Below are 14,987 nucleotides of genomic sequence, written 5' to 3' on the forward strand. Positions count from 1 at the left end.
CCCGCGGCACCGGCTAGCTGAAGTCGATCCGCATCACGGCGCGGCGCTTCGTCGGGGAGCTGACCTGGGTGAAGCCGGCGCCGGTGAACACGCTCGCCACCCCGACGTGGAGCTCCTCCGCTATGGCCCGGCTGGTGATCATCGGATAGCCCTCGAGTGCAGCGGCACCGCGGTCGCGAGCGAAGTCCACGCACTGCGCCAGCAACGCCCGGCTGACGCCCCGCTTGCGATAGCCGGCTCGGACGAAGATGCACGTCACGGCCCACACGTCCGCGTCGTCGGGGTCTTCATCGCGCATCGCCCACGGCACCGGGCTGTGACGGAGCCCCGGGTAGGCGGTCCGCGGCTCCACCGCAGCCCAGCCCACCGGCTCCTCCCCCAGGTACGCCACCAGGCCGCTGGTGACGTCCGAGTCGGGATGGTCGGCGTCGGTCTGCATGCGCAGCCGGTGCGCGCGTTCCTCGACCGGGAAGCTGCTGAAGGACTCCCCCGGTTGGAGCTTGTAGCGCTGGCACTGGCAGCGACAGCCCTGACCTCGCGTACCGAAGATCTGCTGGACGTCCGACCAGGGCGCTGCATTGGCGGGCACGACGGTCACGGCCTCGTCCGAGTCTGCGATGGCGGCCACGAGGCCCATCCTTGCAGCAGCGCCCTGCTGCGGGCATGCGCCGGACGTTGCTCCCTGCGTCCGGCACCACCGCGGGCCCACTATGGTCTCCAGAATGAGCGAGCGCGACGCGCCGACCTGGGATGAGGCTGCAGCGAAGTTCGATCGTGCTCCAGACCACGGTCTCCACCGTGACGAGGTCCGCCAGATCTGGGCCGCCCTGTTGCGTCGGGTGCTCCCGGCCGCCGGATCGCGCATCGCCGACCTCGGTTGCGGCACCGGCAGCCTCGCCCTCCTTGCTGCGGAGCTGGGCCATCAGGTCGACGGTGTCGACTTCTCCGAGCGAATGCTGACCTCAGCTCGGGCGAAGGCCAGCCACCGCGCCGACGTCACCTTCCGCAGCGGTGACGCCGCGGACCCGCCCTTGGAGCCGCACCGCTACGACGTCGTGCTGTGCCGGCATCTGCTGTGGGCCCTTCCGAACCCGGCTGCTGCGCTGAGAACCTGGGCCAACCTGCTGCGCCCTGGCGGGAGGCTCGTACTGATTGAAGGTCGATGGTCGACAGGCGCGGGTCTCACTGCGAATGAGACCTCAGTCCTGCTCCAGGCAGCTGGTTATGACGCCACGACCGAGAGTTTGAGCCACCCTGACTATTGGGGCGGGCCGATCACGGACGAACGCTACGTAGCGATGGCTTTCGTCTCTGGGGCGTAGTACTTCGCCACAGGTGTCAGGACATCATCGCGACGGAGGTCGAGTGGCGTGTGACGGCGGACACGCCGACTTCTCGGCCTATAAGCACCGCTGTCAGCGGGCAGCAGACCTGGACGCGATCGCGCTGTAGCGGGAAGCAAGCTGTCCGCAGGCCGCCGCAAGCTCAGGCGGGCCGATGACCTCGATGTCCGCGTCGAAGCGACCGAGCGACGCAGCCAGCGCCACCCACGACCATGACCCTGTCTCATAGCTGCACCGGTCAGGACCGAGTTCCTCGACCACGCCGTCGCCGGCGAACGCACGTACGTAGCTGGCCGGTCGGTGCACGATCACCTTGCCGGTGCACGGCCAAGCGTCGTCGCGCTCCGATCCCTTGAATCGCGCAGCCACGAAGTCGCGCACGCTTTCGGCGGGCAGCTGGCGCGGGGCGAAGCGCGGGCCGGTCGGCGTGCGAGGGGTGAGGCGGTCAGCTCGGAAGATCCTCCAGTCGTCGCGGTCGAGGTCCCAGGCGACCAGATACCAGCGTCCATCCGAGGTCACCAGGTGATGCGGTTCCACCCGGCGCGGCGGCGCCGGCGCTACCGCGCCGTCGGGCGGCTGGCTCGCATAGTCGAAGCGCAGCACCTCGCCGGCCCGGATCGCGGCGTAGACAGCGACCAGCACCGCAGGCGAGGCCGCGTCCGAGCGCGGACCCGCGTCGCTTCGAAGAGTGGTGAACCGCAGCGCATCGAGTCGGTGCCGCAGGCGCGCGGGCATCACCTGGCGCATGGTCGTCAGGGCCCGCACCGCGGCCTCCTCCACGCCGGCCCCGGCGGCCGTGGCGGCCTGCAGGGCGACGGTGAGGGCGACCACCTGGTCGTCATCGAAGAGCAGCGGTGGCAGCTCCGCGCCGGCATCGAGCCGGTATCCGCCGTCCGGACCTTTCATCGCCTCGACCCGATACCCCATCTCCCGCAGGCGGTCGATGTCGCGCCGCACCGTACGTGGGGTGACGCCGAGACGGTCGGCGATGACCTGCCCCGGCCAGTCCCGGCGACTCTGCAGCAACGACAGCAGCACGAGGAGTCGCGAGGAGGTTGTCGTCATATGGCCAAATCTAGCGGTGGTAGAGGACACATCCTGTCCTCTAGTGCGGCGATAGTTCTCGTAAGTCGGGACCAGCCCGGCATCAGAACAGGAGCAGTCATGACTGTCATCACCACCCCCCACCTCAACTTCCGCGGCCAGGCCCGGGAAGCGCTGGGCTTCTATCACGGCGTGTTCGGCGGCCAGCTCGTCATGGTGACCAACGAGGACGCCCACAGCGTGCAGCTGCCCGACGAGGCTCACCAGGTGAAGTTCGGCCAGGTCATCGGGCAGAACGGGTTCCAGATCATGGCGTACGACGTACCCACGAGCCTCGCCTACGACCAGGGCGAGAAGTCGATCTTCGTCTCCGTACGGGGCGACTCGGTTGAGGAGATCACCGAGCTCTGGGGCCGGCTCGTCGATGGTTCGACGGTTATCGAAGAGCTGGCGCCGTCCTTCTTCTCACCGGCCTACGGGATGGTGAGGGACCGGTTCGGCGTGGTCTGGGTGCTCGACGTCGCCGTCGCCTACGACCCGGCCTGATCGGCACAGCGCTGAACCGAGCCCAAGGGCCTAGTCGGACGCGACCAGGTGAACCCGCGGAACCGGCTCTGACTGCAGCGGGATGAGACCTGCGGTTGTCTCGACGAAGCCGCAGGCTCCGAAATAGAACGGAGCGAGCTCCGCCTCGAAGTCGACGTGCAACCATTCGCAGTTCGCGACTCGAGCGGCATCGGCGGCGCGGCGCACCAGCTCGCGGCCGATTCCGCGGCGCTGGTGGCTGCCGCGAGTCTTCGGATCGAGCAGGAACGCATGGTCGCCACCGTCCCAGGCCACGTTGACGAAGCCGACCAGCAGTCCGCCCGACTCCCGCGCGCTGACCCAGCCGAGGCTGTGCTGGCTGACCCGAGACCACCATCCAGGGCAGGGGTCGCCACCGTGCGACGCGACGAGATCCATCATCTCGCGGTCCGCGATCTGATCGCGCCAGCGAAAGGTCAGGGAGTCAATCACCACCCCAGCGTGGCCCAGTCCACCCGAACCCACCATCGATTAAGTCCAGTGCCGGTGTGGCAGGATCGCGACCATGGATCTTGGACTGACCGATCGGGTGTTCGTCGTCACCGCCGCCAGTGGGGGTCTTGGGCGTGCCAGCGCTGAGCAGCTGGTCGACGAAGGCGCCCGGGTGGTGCTGGTCGCCCGCCGTGAGGACGTGCTCGCCGAGGTGGTCGACGCGCTCGGCAGCGACCGGGCCGTCGCGCTGACCGCCGACCTCGCTGACCCGGGCGCCGCCCAGACCGCTGCACAGCTGGGTCTCGACACCTGGGGGCGGCTCGACGGCGCCCTGGTCAGCGTGGGCGGTCCACCGGCCGGGAGCGCGCTGGGCACCACGGAGAACGACTGGCGCAGCGCGTTCGACTCGGTCTTCCTCGCCGCCCTGCGGGTCACCCGGAGCGTGGTCGAGCTCGGGACCGCCGAGGACCTGGCCATTGCGTGGGTGCTGTCGGCGTCGGTCAAGCAGCCCATCGGGGGTCTCGCCACATCCAACGGGCTCCGACCCGGCCTCGGCATGCTGGTCAAGGAGCTTGCCGACGAGCTCGGACCCCAGGGAACCCGCGTCGTGGGCCTGATGCCCGGCCGGATCGAGACCGAGCGGGTGAGACACCTCGACTCCCTGGCCAGTGACCCGGCCGCGGCGCAAGCCGCCGCCCGCGCCGCCATTCCCCTCGGCCGCTACGGCCAGCCGGTGGAGTTCGGCCGGGTGGCGGCCTTCCTGCTGTCGCCGGCCGCCTCGTATCTGACCGGTTGCGTCATCCCGGTCGAAGGTGGGTCGCTGCGGAGCCTGTGACCGGCGTGTCGATCACCACAGTCCTCGACCTGCTGGTCTGCCCGCGCTGCTCCACGGGATACGAGATCACCGACGACACTCGGTCGGTCCGCTGCGCCAACGGTCATCTGTACGACGTGGCCCGCCAGGGCTATCTGAACCTGCTCGGCGGTGGTCAGCCACGCAACGCCGACACCTCGGCCATGGTGGAAGCGCGGGACCGCTTCCTCGGCGCGGGACACTACGCACCCGTGGCCGACGCCGTGGTGCAGGCCGTCGCCCACAGCCACCCCGCCGCGGTCCTGGAGTGCGGCGCCGGCACGGGCTACTACCTCGTCCGGGTGCTCGACGCCTGCCCCACCGCGCGTGGTGTGGCGCTGGATGTGTCCGTGCCGGCGGCGCGGCGCGCGGCGCGAGCGCACCCCAGGATGGGTGCCGTCGTGGCCGACGTGTGGCAGCCGTTGCCCCTGGCCGACGGGGCGGTCGACACCGTCGTGTGCGTCTTCGCGCCGCGTAATCCGGCCGACTTCGCCCGCGTGCTCACGGCCGGCGGTTCACTCGTGGTGGCGCACCCCGAACCCGACCACCTGCACCGACTCCGCACTGAGCTGGGTCTGCTGGCCGTGGAGGAGGACAAGGCCGAGCGCCTGGAGCAGGCCCTCCGGCCGTGGTTCACCCCCGCCACTGCGGCGAGCGTCCGGTTCCCCCTGCTGCTGGACAGGGCCGCGCTGGCCGACCTGATCGGCATGGGTCCGAACGCCTTCCACGGCGCCCACGACCCGCAGCAGACCTCGTCCGGCGCCGATCCAGACGCCCTCGCGGAGGTGGACGTCGCCGTCCGGGTCAGCGTGTGGACGGCTCGACCGGCATGAGGCCGGAGTCCTCCAGCGTCTCGGCGAACTGGGTCCGATACAGCTCGGCGTAGAGTCCGCCGGCAGCCAGCAGCTCGACATGCCGCCCGGTCTGAACCACCCGGCCCTTGTCGACCACCACGATCAGATCGGCATGACGGACGGTCGACAGCCGGTGCGCGATCACGATGCTGGTCCGCCCCTGCATCGCCTGGTCGAGAGCGCGTTGCACCGCGACCTCCGACTCGGAGTCCAGGTGGGCGGTGGCCTCGTCCAGCACCACGATCGGCGGCGCCGCGATCAGCAGCCGGGCGATCGCCAGCCGCTGCCGCTCGCCTCCCGACAACCGATAGCCCCGCTCCCCGACCACGGTGTTCAGTCCGTCCGGCAATGCAGTCACCAGGTTCTTGATCTGGGCCGCCTCGAGCGCAGCCATCATCTGCTCCTCGGTCACGTCGGGACGGGCGTACGCCAGATTGGCCGCGATCGTGTCGTGGAACATGTGAGCGTCCTGGGTGACGTAGCCGACGGTCTCCCGCAGCGACGTCAGCTGCAGTCGGCGTACGTCCACGCCACCGACTCGCACCTCGCCGCCGGTGGCGTCGTAGAGCCGGGCGATCAGGTGCGTGACGGTGGTCTTGCCCGCCCCGGAGGGACCCACCAGAGCAACGGTCTGACCTGGCTCGACCTGGAAGGTGATGTCCTGGAGCACCGTCTCGTTGCGGCGCTGGTCGGCCGAGGCGACGGACTCGAGGCTGGCCAGCGAGATCTCGTCCGCGCTGGGATAGCGGAAGGAGACACCGTCGAACTCCACCGAGGCCGGGCCGGTGACCGGTACGGCATCGTCGGCGTCGGCGATCATCGGCTTGAGATCGAGCACCTCGAACACCCGGTCGAAGCTGACCAGTGCGCTCATCACGTCGACCGGCAAGTTGGTCAGCTGTGTCAGCGGACCGTAGAGTCGGACCAGCAGCGCCGCGAGCGCGGTCAGGGTGCCCACCGTCAGGGTGCCTTCGACGGCGAACACACCGCCGACGCCGTAGACCAGCGCGGTGGCCAGGGCCGCCACCAGGCCCAGGGAGGTCATGAACAAGCGACCGGTGAGGGCGATCCTCACTGACGTATCGCGTACCGCCGCGGCGCGCTCGGCAAAGCGGTCGTGCTCCTCGACCGGGCGGCCGAACAGCTTCACCAGCAGGGCACCACTGACGCTGAAGCGCTCGGTCATGTTGGCCGACATCTCGCCGTTGAGCTGCATCTGGTCGCGGGTCAAGGTGGCCAGCCGGGTGCCGACCAGCTTGGCCGGGATCAAGAAGATCGGCAGCATGATCAGGGCGGCCAGGGTCAGCTGCCAGCTCAGCACCAGCATGGCGGTCAGCACGAGCACCAGGCTGATCACATTGGACAGGACGGTCGACAGGGTGGTCGTGAAGGCCTGCTGAGCGCCGATCACATCGGTGTTGAGGCGCGACACCAGCTTGCCGGTCTGGGTCCGGGTGAAGAAGGCCACCGGCATCGACAGCACATGATCGAAGACACGGGTCCGCATGTCGAAGATCAGACCCTCACCGATCTTCGCCGAGCACCAACGTTGGACAATGCCCAGCACTGCCTCTGCGACTGCCAGCACGGCCACCACGATGGCCAGGGTGATCACCACCCGACGGTCACCGGCCAGCACCCCGGCGTCGATGATCTGGCGGAACAGCAGCGGCGGCACGACGCCCAGCGCCGCGGAGATCGCCACCAAGATGATGAAGACCACCAGCAGGCCGCGGTAGGGCTGCGCGAACCGCAACACCCGGCGGAGCACGCCACGTGACAGCTTGTGGCGGCTGAGCTCGGGGTCACGGGACATGCCTCGCATCATCTGGCCGCCACCAGCACGCATCATCGACATCGGCGCCTCCTCGGGGCTCGGGGGTACGGAGCCTCTCGACCGTACCCGGTGGTGCAACTCCGCCCCACCCCGCGGCATTCCACCCCGCACACGACCGAGCCCGGACGTTTCGTACGTCCGGGCTCGGGCTGGGCTGGGCTGGCTCAGCGCTTGCGGGCGCTCTTCGTGGCGGGGGCCTTCTTGGCGGCGGTCTTGGACACTGAGGTCTTGGCTGCCGAGGCCTTCCTGGCCGGCGCCTTAGCCGCCGTGGTTCTGGTGGCCGCGCTCTTCTGCGCTGAACTCTTCTGGGCTGGATTCCTCTGGGCCTGACTCTTCTGGGCCGGACTCTTCTGGGCCGGACTCTTGGTGGCGGGCGTCTTCTTCGCGGCGCTCTTCGTGGCCGCTGCCTTCGTCGTCGACCTTGCCGAGGCCGACGTCGCCGACGCCTTCCTGGCTGCCGTCTTGGTCGGCGCTGCCGCGGTGGACGTCGATCTGGTGCTCGAGGCCTTCTTGGCCGAGGCCTTGGCTGGAGCCGCCCTGCCCGTCGAGGTCTTCTTGGCGGTCGTCCTGGCGGCGGTCTTGGTGGCCGCAGTCTTGGTCGCCGAAGTCTTGGTAGCGGAAGTCTTGGTAGCGGGGGATTTCGTGGTGGCTGTCTTTTTGGCGGCGCTCTTGGTCGCACTCGACTTGGCCGCGGACTTCTTGGTCGCCGCGGTCTTGGCTGCGGCGGAGCTGGCGCTCGACTTCGCGGCACGCTTCGCTGTCGCCTTGCTCGCAGCGGATGTCGACGCGGGTGCGGCCTTGGTGGCGGTCTTCTTGGCCGGCGTTGCCGTGGCGGCGGACTTGCCGGTGCTCTTGGTCGCCCCGGTGGCCCGCCCACCGCGGCCAGCCGTCTTCTTGACCCCACGGGTCGCCCCGCCCCGGCCACGGAGCGCGACGCCGGACTCCTTCAGCACTCCGTGGACGAACCCGAATGACCTGCCGGCATCCTCGGCGATCTTGCGGATGCTTTCGCCAGTGGCGTAGCGCTTGGCGAACTGCTTCGCCAAGCTGTCGCGCTGAGCGCCGGTGATCCGGGAGCCCTTGGTGAGTACCTTGGCCACGTCTGCCTCCGATATCGTGAGTCGTCCGCGAGGGTTCGACGACTCCGTGCGACGATGACCGACCTACAAGATCATCCTTCTTCGTCCTTTGTAGCACCTTTGATACCCCGTTTGGCGGGATTGCTTCATGATCAGTAGGTCTGGGTCCGGCGACGACCGGCATGCAGCTCCGCCAGAGGGTGGTCATTGTCCAGATATGACGACGCCGCGATAGTTCTTCACCATGATCAACTGCTGCCGACCGCGATGATCAGCACCCGGGAGCCCCGCCGGGACGTCCGCACAGGTCAGGCGAGGGTGACCAGGTCCGCGTAGTCGGGGGTCCAGAGGTCCTCGACGCCATCGGGCAGTAGCAGCACCCGGTCCGGGTCGAGCGCCAGCACGGCACCCTCATCGTGCGTCACCAGCACCACCGCGCCGGCGTAGGTGCGGATCGCTTGCAGCACCTCGGCGCGCGACGCCGGATCAAGGTTGTTGGTCGGCTCGTCGAGCAACAACACGTTGGCGCTGGAGACGACCAGGGAGGCGAGGGCGAGCCTGGTCTTCTCCCCACCCGAGAGCACCGCGGCCGGTTTGTCCACGTCGTCACCGGAGAACAGGAACGAGCCCAGCACCTTGCGGACGTCGGTGTCGTTCAGCTGCGGGGCTGCGGTCTTCATGTTCTCCAGCACCGACCGGCTGACGTCCAGGGTCTCGTGCTCCTGTGCGTAGTAGCCGACGCGCAGGCCGTGCCCGGGCAGCACCTCACCGGTGTCGGACTCCTCCACCCCGGCGAGGATGCGGAGCAGGGTGGTCTTGCCGGCACCGTTGAGACCGAGGATCACGACCTGGCTGCCCCGGTCGATGGCCAGGTCGACGCCGGTGAAGACCTCCAGCGACCCATAGCTCTTGCTCAGGTCCTTGGCGGTCAGCGGTGTCTTGCCGCACGGCGCGGGATCGGGGAACCTGATCTTGGCGACCTTGTCCTGGGCCCGCTCGGCCTCGAGCCCGGCCATCAGCCGCTCGGCCCGCTTGGCCATGTTCTGGGCCGCCGTGGCCTTGGTCGCCTTGGCGCGCATCTTGTCGGCCTGGGTCATCAGCTGACCGGCCTTCTTCTCAGCGTTCTGCCGCTCCCGGCGGCGACGCTTCTCATCGGTCTCGCGCTGCTGCAGATAGCGTCGCCAGTCCATCGCGTAGACGTCCATCTCGGCGCGGTTCGCGTCCAGGTGGAACACCTTGTTGACAGTCTGGGCCAGCAGGTCCGTGTCGTGGCTGATGATCAGCAGCCCACCGCTGTGGCCCTGCAGATAGCCGCGCAGCCACAGGATCGAGTCGGCGTCGAGGTGGTTGGTGGGCTCATCCAGCAGCAGCGTCTCCGCCCCGGAGAACAAGATCCTGGCCAGCTCAACCCGCCGGCGCTGGCCACCGGACAGGGTGTGCAGCGGCTGGTGCATCACCCGTTCGGGCAGCGACAGGTTGCTCGCGATCCGCGAGGCCTCGGCCTCAGCGGCATAGCCACCGGCCGAGGCCAGCTCGGCCTCGGCCCGCGCATACTGGGCCATCGCCTTGTCCCGGATCTCGTCGGACTCGTCGCCCATCGCCATCTCGGCCTTGCGCAGCCGCTCGACGACGGTGTCCAGGCCGCGGGCGCTGAGGATGCGGTTCTTGACCAGCACGTCGGGGTCGCCCGTCCGTGGATCCTGCGGCAGATAGCCGATGTCGCCGGTCCGCGTAATGCTCCCCGACGCCGGCTGCGCCTCCCCCGACAAGATCTTGGTCAGCGTCGTCTTGCCGGCACCGTTGCGCCCGACCAGCCCCACCTTGTCGCCCGGAGCCACCTGGAACGAGACGTGCTCCAGCAACAGGCGCGCACCCGCGCGCACCTCGACATCACGAACGACCAACATGGTCTTACTTCCCTTGCTTCTGCTTGTCTTGCTTGTTGCGTCTTTGGGTTTACTGCCGGCGAGGTCTGGGGGTTCGGGCGGCCGGCTACCATCCGCCCTCCGCAGGCTCCGGGCTCCCGCCAGGCCCGCCACGCCAGCCGCCCGAACCCCCATACCTCACCTCCGCGGACAGCGTGCGGCCTGAAGGATGTGGTGGGGTGTCAGCGGTGCGGCTTAACGGTCTTGTCCACGCCGACGGATCATGATCCCATGCGCCGGTCCCCCAGGCGAACCAGTTGAGGAGCAGCCCGCTCAGCACCGGTGATGGCGAAGCCGAACGCGGCGCTGGGCTGGTGGGTGTGGGGTGCTCAGCGTGGACGGGTCTGGCGGGAGCCCGGAGCTTGCGACGGGCGGATGGCTGCTGAGCACCCCACACCCACCAGCCCAGCGCTACCCAGCCACCCAGCCACCCAGCCACCCAACACGAACCAAACGAACAATCAGACGTTGAACCCCAACGCACGCAACTGGTCACGCCCGTCGTCGGTGATCTTCTCCATCCCCCACGGCGGCATCCAGACCCAGTTGATCGCCACACCCGACACCAGACCCTCGAGGGCGGTGTTCGTCTGGTCCTCGATCACGTCGGTCAGCGGGCAGGCTGCCGAGGTCAGGGTCATGTCGATCGTCAGCGAGTTGGCCTCATCCAGGTGCAAGCCGTAGACGAGGCCCAGGTCGACGACGTTGATGCCGAGCTCCGGGTCGACGACGTCCTTCATCGCCTCGGTCACGTCCTCGATCGACGGCCCCGACCCGGCAGCCGGACCGGCCACCTCGGTGGGGAGCTCGTCGCGCACCAGGTCGGATGGACGGGTCTGCTCTTCGAGCTCACTCATTGCTTGTCTCCTTGGTTGCTGACGCCCCGGGCCTGGATGACGGCGTCCTTGAACGCCGACCAGCCCAGCAGGGCACACTTCACTCGGGCCGGGAACTTGGCGACGCCGGCGAAGGCGATGCCGTCTTCGAGGCGGTCTTCGTCGGGCTGGACCTGTCCACGCCCCTGCATCAGGGTGAGGAACTCCTCGTGGAGCTCCAGGCCGTGCTCGACCGGACGGCCGATCACCAGGTCCGACATCACTGACGTCGAGGCCTGGGAGATGGAGCAGCCCACCCCGTCGTACGAGACGTCGGACACCGTGTCGCCGTCGAGGTGCACCCGCAGGGTCACCTCGTCGCCGCAGCTGGGGTTCACGTGGTGCACCTGCGACTGGTACGGGTCGCGCAGGCCGCTGTGGTGCTTGGCGCGGTAGTGATCCAGGATGATCTCCTGGTAGAGCTCCTCCACCTTCATCGGCCACCTCCGAAGAAGCGGGCCGTGTAGCCGAGACCTTCCACCAGCGCGTCGATCTCCGCCGTGGTCGTGTAGAGATAGAACGAGGCCCGGGTCGAGGACTGGATCCCGAACCGCTCGTGCAGCGGACGGGCACAGTGATGGCCACCGCGGACGGCGATCCCCCTGGAGTCCAGCATCTGCGCGATGTCGTGCGGATGCACGTCCGGCAGCGTGAACGAGATGGCACCGCCTCGATCCACCGGTTCGGATGGGCCCATGATGCGCAGCCTGTCGATCGTCTGCAGGCCTTGGAGGGCGTACGCCGTGATCTCCGCCTCGTGGGCGGCGATGGCGTCCATGCCGATCTCGCTGAGATAGCGAGCCGCTGTGCCAAGGCCGACGGCCTGGGCGATCGGTGGCGTACCTGCCTCGAACCGGTGAGGCGGTGCGGCGTAGGTCGAGCCCGTCATCTTGACGATCTCGATCATCTCTCCACCACCGAGGAACGGCGGCAGCTCCGCCAGCAGGTCGTAACGACCCCAGAGCACGCCGATGCCGGTCGGTCCGACCATCTTGTGACCGGTGAAGGCCACCAGATCGGCGCCGAGGGTCCGTACGTCCACCGGCATCTGCGGCACCGCCTGGGAGGCGTCGACGACCATGGTCGCGCCGACGGCGTGGGCCGCAGCGGCGATCTGGGTGATGGGGTTGACGGTGCCGAGGACGTTGGACACATAGGTGAGCGAGACGATCTTGGTGCGCTCGTTGATCAGCCCTTCGGCCGCCGCGGCGTCCAGGTCGAGCCGGCCCTCGTCCGTCACGTCGAACCAGCGCAACGACGCACCGCTGCGCTGCGCGAGCAGCTGCCACGGCACGATGTTGGAGTGATGCTCCATCACCGAGATGACGATCTCATCGCCCGGCTTCAGCGCCGCCCCGAGCGTGTGCGCGCACAGGTTCAGTGCCTCCGAGGCGTTACGGGTGAAGATGACCTCGTCGGCGCTGGGAGCACCGATGAACTCCGCGATCGCGGTCCGGCCACCTTCGAACGCCTCGGTCGCCTCCGCGCCCAGCAGGTGCATGGCGCGGGCCACGTTCGCATTGTGCGACAGGTAGTGGTCCTCGATCGCCTCCACCACGACGCGCGGCTTCTGCGACGTGTTGGCGCTGTCGAGATAAACCAGCGGGTGCCCGTCGACCTGCCGCTCCAGGATCGGGAAGTCCGCCCGGATGTGCTCGACGTCGAAGGGGATCCGGTCCGCCTCGACAGCCTGCTGCTCGAGGGTCACCGTGCCACCGCTCAGGTCGGGTGGCTGCGCAGCGCGCGCCACGTCGTCAGACCTGGCAGCGCGCATCACGTCAGACATGGTTGCCTCTATTCCGCTCCGACGCCCGCGGCAGCCCTGGCGGCCTGGACGTAGCGATCGTAGCCCTCCGCCTCGAGCCGCTCGGCCAGCTCGGCGCCACCCTGCTCGGCGATCCGGCCGGCCACGAACACGTGGACGAAGTCGGGCTTGATGTAGCGCAGGATGCGCGTGTAGTGGGTGATCAGCAGCACGCCCCGGTCGCCCTGTGCGGAGAACCGGTTCACGCCTTCGGAGACGATCCGGAGCGCGTCGATGTCGAGGCCGGAGTCGGTCTCGTCGAGGATGGCGAACTTCGGGTTGAGCAGCTCGAGCTGGACGATCTCGTGCCGCTTCTTCTCACCGCCGGAGAAGCCCTCGTTGACGCTGCGGTTGGCGAACTCGGGATCCATGTTGACCCGGTCCATCGCCGCGTTCACGTCCTTGACCCAGGTACGCAGCTTCGGCGCCTCCCCGTCGACGGCGGTCTTGGCCGTCCGCAGGAAGTTGGCCACCGAGACGCCGGGGATCTCCACCGGATACTGCATGGCCAAGAACAGACCCGCGCGGGCACGCTCGTCGACACTCAGCTCGAGGATGTTCGTACCGTCAAGGGTGACCGAGCCGGAGGTGATGGCGTACTTCGGGTGACCGGCGATGGAGTACGCCAGGGTCGACTTGCCGGAGCCGTTCGGCCCCATGATCGCGTGGGTCTCGCCGCTGCGGATCGTGAGGTCGACGCCCTTGAGGATCTCCTTGGCGCCGGCCTCGGTGTCAACGGATACGTGCAGGTCGCGGATTTCGAGTGTGGACATCTGGCTTCAGGACTCCTGTGCTTTGCTCTGGTGATCGGGGGTTTCGGCATGATCTGGATCGAACGGACGGCTGACGTCGACCAGGACGTCGTCACCGCGCACCTGGCAGCGGTAGACCGCCACCGGCTCGGTGGCCGGCAGGCTCAGCGGTTGACCGGTCTTGAGGTCGAACCGCGAGCCATGCAGGTAGCACTCGATCTCGGCGTCGCCGACGTCGCCTTCGGACAGCGGAATGGCGGCGTGGCTGCACTCGTCGGCGATGGCATAGAACTGGCCGCCGCTGTGGACGATGGCCAGGTCCTTGTCGCCGACCTCGACAGCCAGGGCCGACTCGGCGGCGAGGTCGGACACCGCGCAGGCGCGAACGTAGTCGCTCATCGCTTGGTCTCGGGATTTCCCACGCCGGCAGGGGTGCCGATGTTCACCGCGAGCTCCGCCTCCACGGCCTCCATCAGCTGCCGCTCGATGCCGGGGATGCCGATCTTGCGGATGATGTCGGCGAAGAAGCCGTGCACCACCAGTCGGCGGGCCTCGGCCTCGTCGATGCCGCGGCTGCGGAGATAGAACAGCTGCTCGTCGTCGAAGCGACCCGTCGTGGAGGCGTGACCGGCGCCGGCGATCTCGCCGGTCTCGATCTCCAGGTTCGGCACCGAGTCGGCGCGGCACCCGTCGGTGAGGACGAGGTTGCGGTTGGACTCGTACGTCTCGATCCCCTCGGCAGCCTTGCGGATCAGTACGTCGCCGATCCAGACCGCGTGCGCGCCCTTGCCCTGCAGCGCGCCCTTGTAGTCGACGTTGCTACGGCTCTTCGGCGCGTTGTGGTCGACGAACAGGCGGTGCTCGAGGTGCTGTCCGGCGTCGGCGAAGTAGAGCCCGAGCAGCTCGGCCTCACCCCCGGAGACGTCGTAGGCGACCGAGGCGTTGAGCCGGACCAGGTCACCGCCGAAGGAGACGGCGACGTGGCGCAACGACGCGTCCCGCCCCACCTTGGCGTGCTGGGTGGAGTGGTGCACCGCGTCGTCGGCCCAGTCCTGGACCGAGACCACCGTCAGCTGCGCACCGTCGCGCAGCACGATCTCGACGTGGTCGGCGAGCACGGCCGAGCCGGTGAAGCGCAGCACGACCGTGGCCCGGGAGAACTCCTCGGCCACGATCACCGTGTGCTGGGCGGTGGCGACGTCGAGCGAGCTGCCCTCGACGGTGACCACAGTCGGCTGGTCGATGATCGCCTCGCGCGGAATGGTGATCACCGAGACCGACGGGGCCGCGGCCCACGCTCGGGCGCTGATCCGGTCGGCGGGAACATAGCCACTGGAGCCCACGGCGGGGTCGTCGGCACCGACCTGGCGAACGGTCACGCCGTCCGCCAGCTCGGTCGCCACGATGGTGGTGCCGTCGCCGAACGGCACGTCGGTGTGCAGGCCACGGAGACGCTTGAGCGGGGTGAACCGCCAGATCTCCTCGCGACCCGTGGGCACACCGTGGTCGGCCGGGTCGAACGACCCGACCGGGTGGAGATGGCTGGCGACCTTGTCACTGGTCTCGAGCGCGCCGGCCACATTGGGGATGACTGTCAACGAACT

The 14,987-nt window shown here is 68.6% G+C and carries 17 protein-coding genes and 1 pseudogene; 6 read left to right on the forward strand and 12 right to left on the reverse strand.

Annotated elements, in window-relative coordinates:
- Window positions 1-13: 13 nt before the first annotated feature.
- Window positions 14-628 carry a GNAT family N-acetyltransferase gene (locus AC1XX3_RS06420; RefSeq protein WP_483320263.1) on the reverse strand — a complete coding sequence of 205 codons (615 nt, stop codon included), beginning with the start codon at window positions 626-628 and terminating at the stop codon, window positions 14-16.
- A gap of 94 nt (window positions 629-722) precedes the next feature.
- Between AC1XX3_RS06420 and AC1XX3_RS06425 the strand changes: the two genes are divergently transcribed.
- On the forward strand, window positions 723-1,322 hold the full coding sequence (locus AC1XX3_RS06425) for a class I SAM-dependent methyltransferase (protein WP_483320264.1): 600 nt from the start codon (window positions 723-725) through the stop codon (window positions 1,320-1,322).
- A gap of 93 nt (window positions 1,323-1,415) precedes the next feature.
- Here the strand turns inward: AC1XX3_RS06425 and AC1XX3_RS06430 are convergent, their stop codons facing one another.
- The gene (locus AC1XX3_RS06430; protein ID WP_483320265.1) at window positions 1,416-2,408 is read right to left on the reverse strand and encodes a helix-turn-helix transcriptional regulator; all 993 of its coding nucleotides are present in this window, start codon (window positions 2,406-2,408) and stop codon (window positions 1,416-1,418) included.
- A gap of 99 nt (window positions 2,409-2,507) precedes the next feature.
- On the opposite strand from AC1XX3_RS06430, the gene AC1XX3_RS06435 reads away from it, so the two are divergent.
- Complete coding sequence (locus AC1XX3_RS06435) at window positions 2,508-2,933, forward strand: VOC family protein (protein WP_483320266.1); 426 nt, start codon at window positions 2,508-2,510, stop codon at window positions 2,931-2,933.
- Between the two features lie 30 nt (window positions 2,934-2,963).
- Here the strand turns inward: AC1XX3_RS06435 and AC1XX3_RS06440 are convergent, their stop codons facing one another.
- The gene (locus AC1XX3_RS06440; RefSeq protein ID WP_483320267.1) at window positions 2,964-3,404 is read right to left on the reverse strand and encodes a GNAT family N-acetyltransferase; all 441 of its coding nucleotides are present in this window, start codon (window positions 3,402-3,404) and stop codon (window positions 2,964-2,966) included.
- A gap of 73 nt (window positions 3,405-3,477) precedes the next feature.
- On the opposite strand from AC1XX3_RS06440, the gene AC1XX3_RS06445 reads away from it, so the two are divergent.
- Together AC1XX3_RS06445 and AC1XX3_RS06450 are read left to right on the forward strand one after the other, a co-directional pair.
- Window positions 3,478-4,239, forward strand: a complete 762-nt coding sequence (locus tag AC1XX3_RS06445) for an SDR family oxidoreductase (RefSeq protein ID WP_483320268.1) — start codon at window positions 3,478-3,480, stop codon at window positions 4,237-4,239.
- 5 nt (window positions 4,240-4,244) lie between these two features.
- Window positions 4,245-5,090 (forward strand): methyltransferase domain-containing protein, encoded by an 846-nt coding sequence (locus tag AC1XX3_RS06450; RefSeq protein WP_483320269.1) that lies wholly within the window; start codon window positions 4,245-4,247, stop codon window positions 5,088-5,090.
- On the opposite strand, the gene AC1XX3_RS06455 is transcribed toward AC1XX3_RS06450, so the two are convergent.
- Entirely contained in the window at window positions 5,062-6,969 is a 1,908-nt protein-coding gene (locus tag AC1XX3_RS06455; RefSeq protein ID WP_483320270.1) for an ABC transporter ATP-binding protein, read from the reverse strand. The two genes, AC1XX3_RS06450 and AC1XX3_RS06455, sit on opposite strands and share 29 nt — an antisense overlap.
- 51 nt (window positions 6,970-7,020) lie before the next feature.
- Between AC1XX3_RS06455 and AC1XX3_RS06460 the strand changes: the two genes are divergently transcribed.
- On the forward strand, window positions 7,021-7,278 hold the full coding sequence (locus AC1XX3_RS06460; RefSeq protein ID WP_483321184.1) for a hypothetical protein: 258 nt from the start codon (window positions 7,021-7,023) through the stop codon (window positions 7,276-7,278).
- Window positions 7,279-7,314: 36 nt separating this feature from the next.
- Window positions 7,315-7,971 (forward strand): hypothetical protein, encoded by a 657-nt coding sequence (locus AC1XX3_RS06465; protein ID WP_483321185.1) that lies wholly within the window; start codon window positions 7,315-7,317, stop codon window positions 7,969-7,971.
- On the opposite strand, the pseudogene AC1XX3_RS06470 reads toward AC1XX3_RS06465, so the two are convergent.
- The 8 genes and pseudogenes from AC1XX3_RS06470 to sufD all read right to left on the reverse strand — a co-directional run.
- Window positions 7,911-8,048: pseudogene (locus AC1XX3_RS06470) on the reverse strand (helix-turn-helix domain-containing protein); the annotation flags it as partial. The gene AC1XX3_RS06465 and the pseudogene AC1XX3_RS06470 sit on opposite strands and share 61 nt — an antisense overlap.
- A gap of 287 nt (window positions 8,049-8,335) precedes the next feature.
- Entirely contained in the window at window positions 8,336-9,934 is a 1,599-nt protein-coding gene (locus tag AC1XX3_RS06475) for an ABC-F family ATP-binding cassette domain-containing protein (protein WP_483320271.1), read from the reverse strand.
- A gap of 479 nt (window positions 9,935-10,413) precedes the next feature.
- Window positions 10,414-10,809: a metal-sulfur cluster assembly factor gene (locus tag AC1XX3_RS06480; RefSeq protein ID WP_483320272.1), complete on the reverse strand. Its 396-nt coding sequence runs from the start codon at window positions 10,807-10,809 to the stop codon at window positions 10,414-10,416.
- The gene (gene sufU / locus AC1XX3_RS06485) at window positions 10,806-11,264 is read right to left on the reverse strand and encodes a Fe-S cluster assembly sulfur transfer protein SufU (protein WP_483320273.1); all 459 of its coding nucleotides are present in this window, start codon (window positions 11,262-11,264) and stop codon (window positions 10,806-10,808) included. The genes AC1XX3_RS06480 and sufU overlap by 4 nt, the downstream gene beginning before the upstream one ends.
- A complete protein-coding gene (locus tag AC1XX3_RS06490; protein ID WP_483321152.1) occupies window positions 11,261-12,499 on the reverse strand; it encodes a cysteine desulfurase in 1,239 nt (412 codons plus the stop codon). Before AC1XX3_RS06490 ends, sufU begins: the two co-directional genes overlap by 4 nt.
- 122 nt (window positions 12,500-12,621) lie before the next feature.
- Complete coding sequence (sufC, locus tag AC1XX3_RS06495; protein ID WP_483320274.1) at window positions 12,622-13,404, reverse strand: Fe-S cluster assembly ATPase SufC; 783 nt, start codon at window positions 13,402-13,404, stop codon at window positions 12,622-12,624.
- Between the two features lie 6 nt (window positions 13,405-13,410).
- A complete protein-coding gene (locus AC1XX3_RS06500; RefSeq protein ID WP_483320275.1) occupies window positions 13,411-13,782 on the reverse strand; it encodes a non-heme iron oxygenase ferredoxin subunit in 372 nt (123 codons plus the stop codon).
- Window positions 13,779-14,981 (reverse strand): Fe-S cluster assembly protein SufD, encoded by a 1,203-nt coding sequence (sufD, locus tag AC1XX3_RS06505; protein WP_483320276.1) that lies wholly within the window; start codon window positions 14,979-14,981, stop codon window positions 13,779-13,781. Before sufD ends, AC1XX3_RS06500 begins: the two co-directional genes overlap by 4 nt.
- Window positions 14,982-14,987 lie beyond the last annotated feature (6 nt).

It is taken from the genome of Microlunatus sp. M237 (assembly GCF_056896895.1).

Excerpts from the sequence above, each read along its gene's own strand:
- AC1XX3_RS06425 (WP_483320264.1), top strand. The coding sequence starts at position 723 with ATGAGCGAGCGCGACGCGCCGACCTGGGATGAGGCTGCAGCGAAGTTC.
- AC1XX3_RS06430 (WP_483320265.1), bottom strand. The coding sequence starts at position 2,408 with ATGACGACAACCTCCTCGCGACTCCTCGTGCTGCTGTCGTTGCTGCAG.
- AC1XX3_RS06435 (WP_483320266.1), top strand. The coding sequence starts at position 2,508 with ATGACTGTCATCACCACCCCCCACCTCAACTTCCGCGGCCAGGCCCGG.
- AC1XX3_RS06445 (WP_483320268.1), top strand. The coding sequence starts at position 3,478 with ATGGATCTTGGACTGACCGATCGGGTGTTCGTCGTCACCGCCGCCAGT.
- AC1XX3_RS06455 (WP_483320270.1), bottom strand. The coding sequence starts at position 6,969 with ATGTCGATGATGCGTGCTGGTGGCGGCCAGATGATGCGAGGCATGTCC.
- AC1XX3_RS06475 (WP_483320271.1), bottom strand. The coding sequence starts at position 9,934 with ATGTTGGTCGTTCGTGATGTCGAGGTGCGCGCGGGTGCGCGCCTGTTG.
- AC1XX3_RS06480 (WP_483320272.1), bottom strand. The coding sequence starts at position 10,809 with ATGAGTGAGCTCGAAGAGCAGACCCGTCCATCCGACCTGGTGCGCGAC.
- sufU (WP_483320273.1), bottom strand. The coding sequence starts at position 11,264 with ATGAAGGTGGAGGAGCTCTACCAGGAGATCATCCTGGATCACTACCGC.
- sufC (WP_483320274.1), bottom strand. The coding sequence starts at position 13,404 with ATGTCCACACTCGAAATCCGCGACCTGCACGTATCCGTTGACACCGAG.
- AC1XX3_RS06500 (WP_483320275.1), bottom strand. The coding sequence starts at position 13,782 with ATGAGCGACTACGTTCGCGCCTGCGCGGTGTCCGACCTCGCCGCCGAG.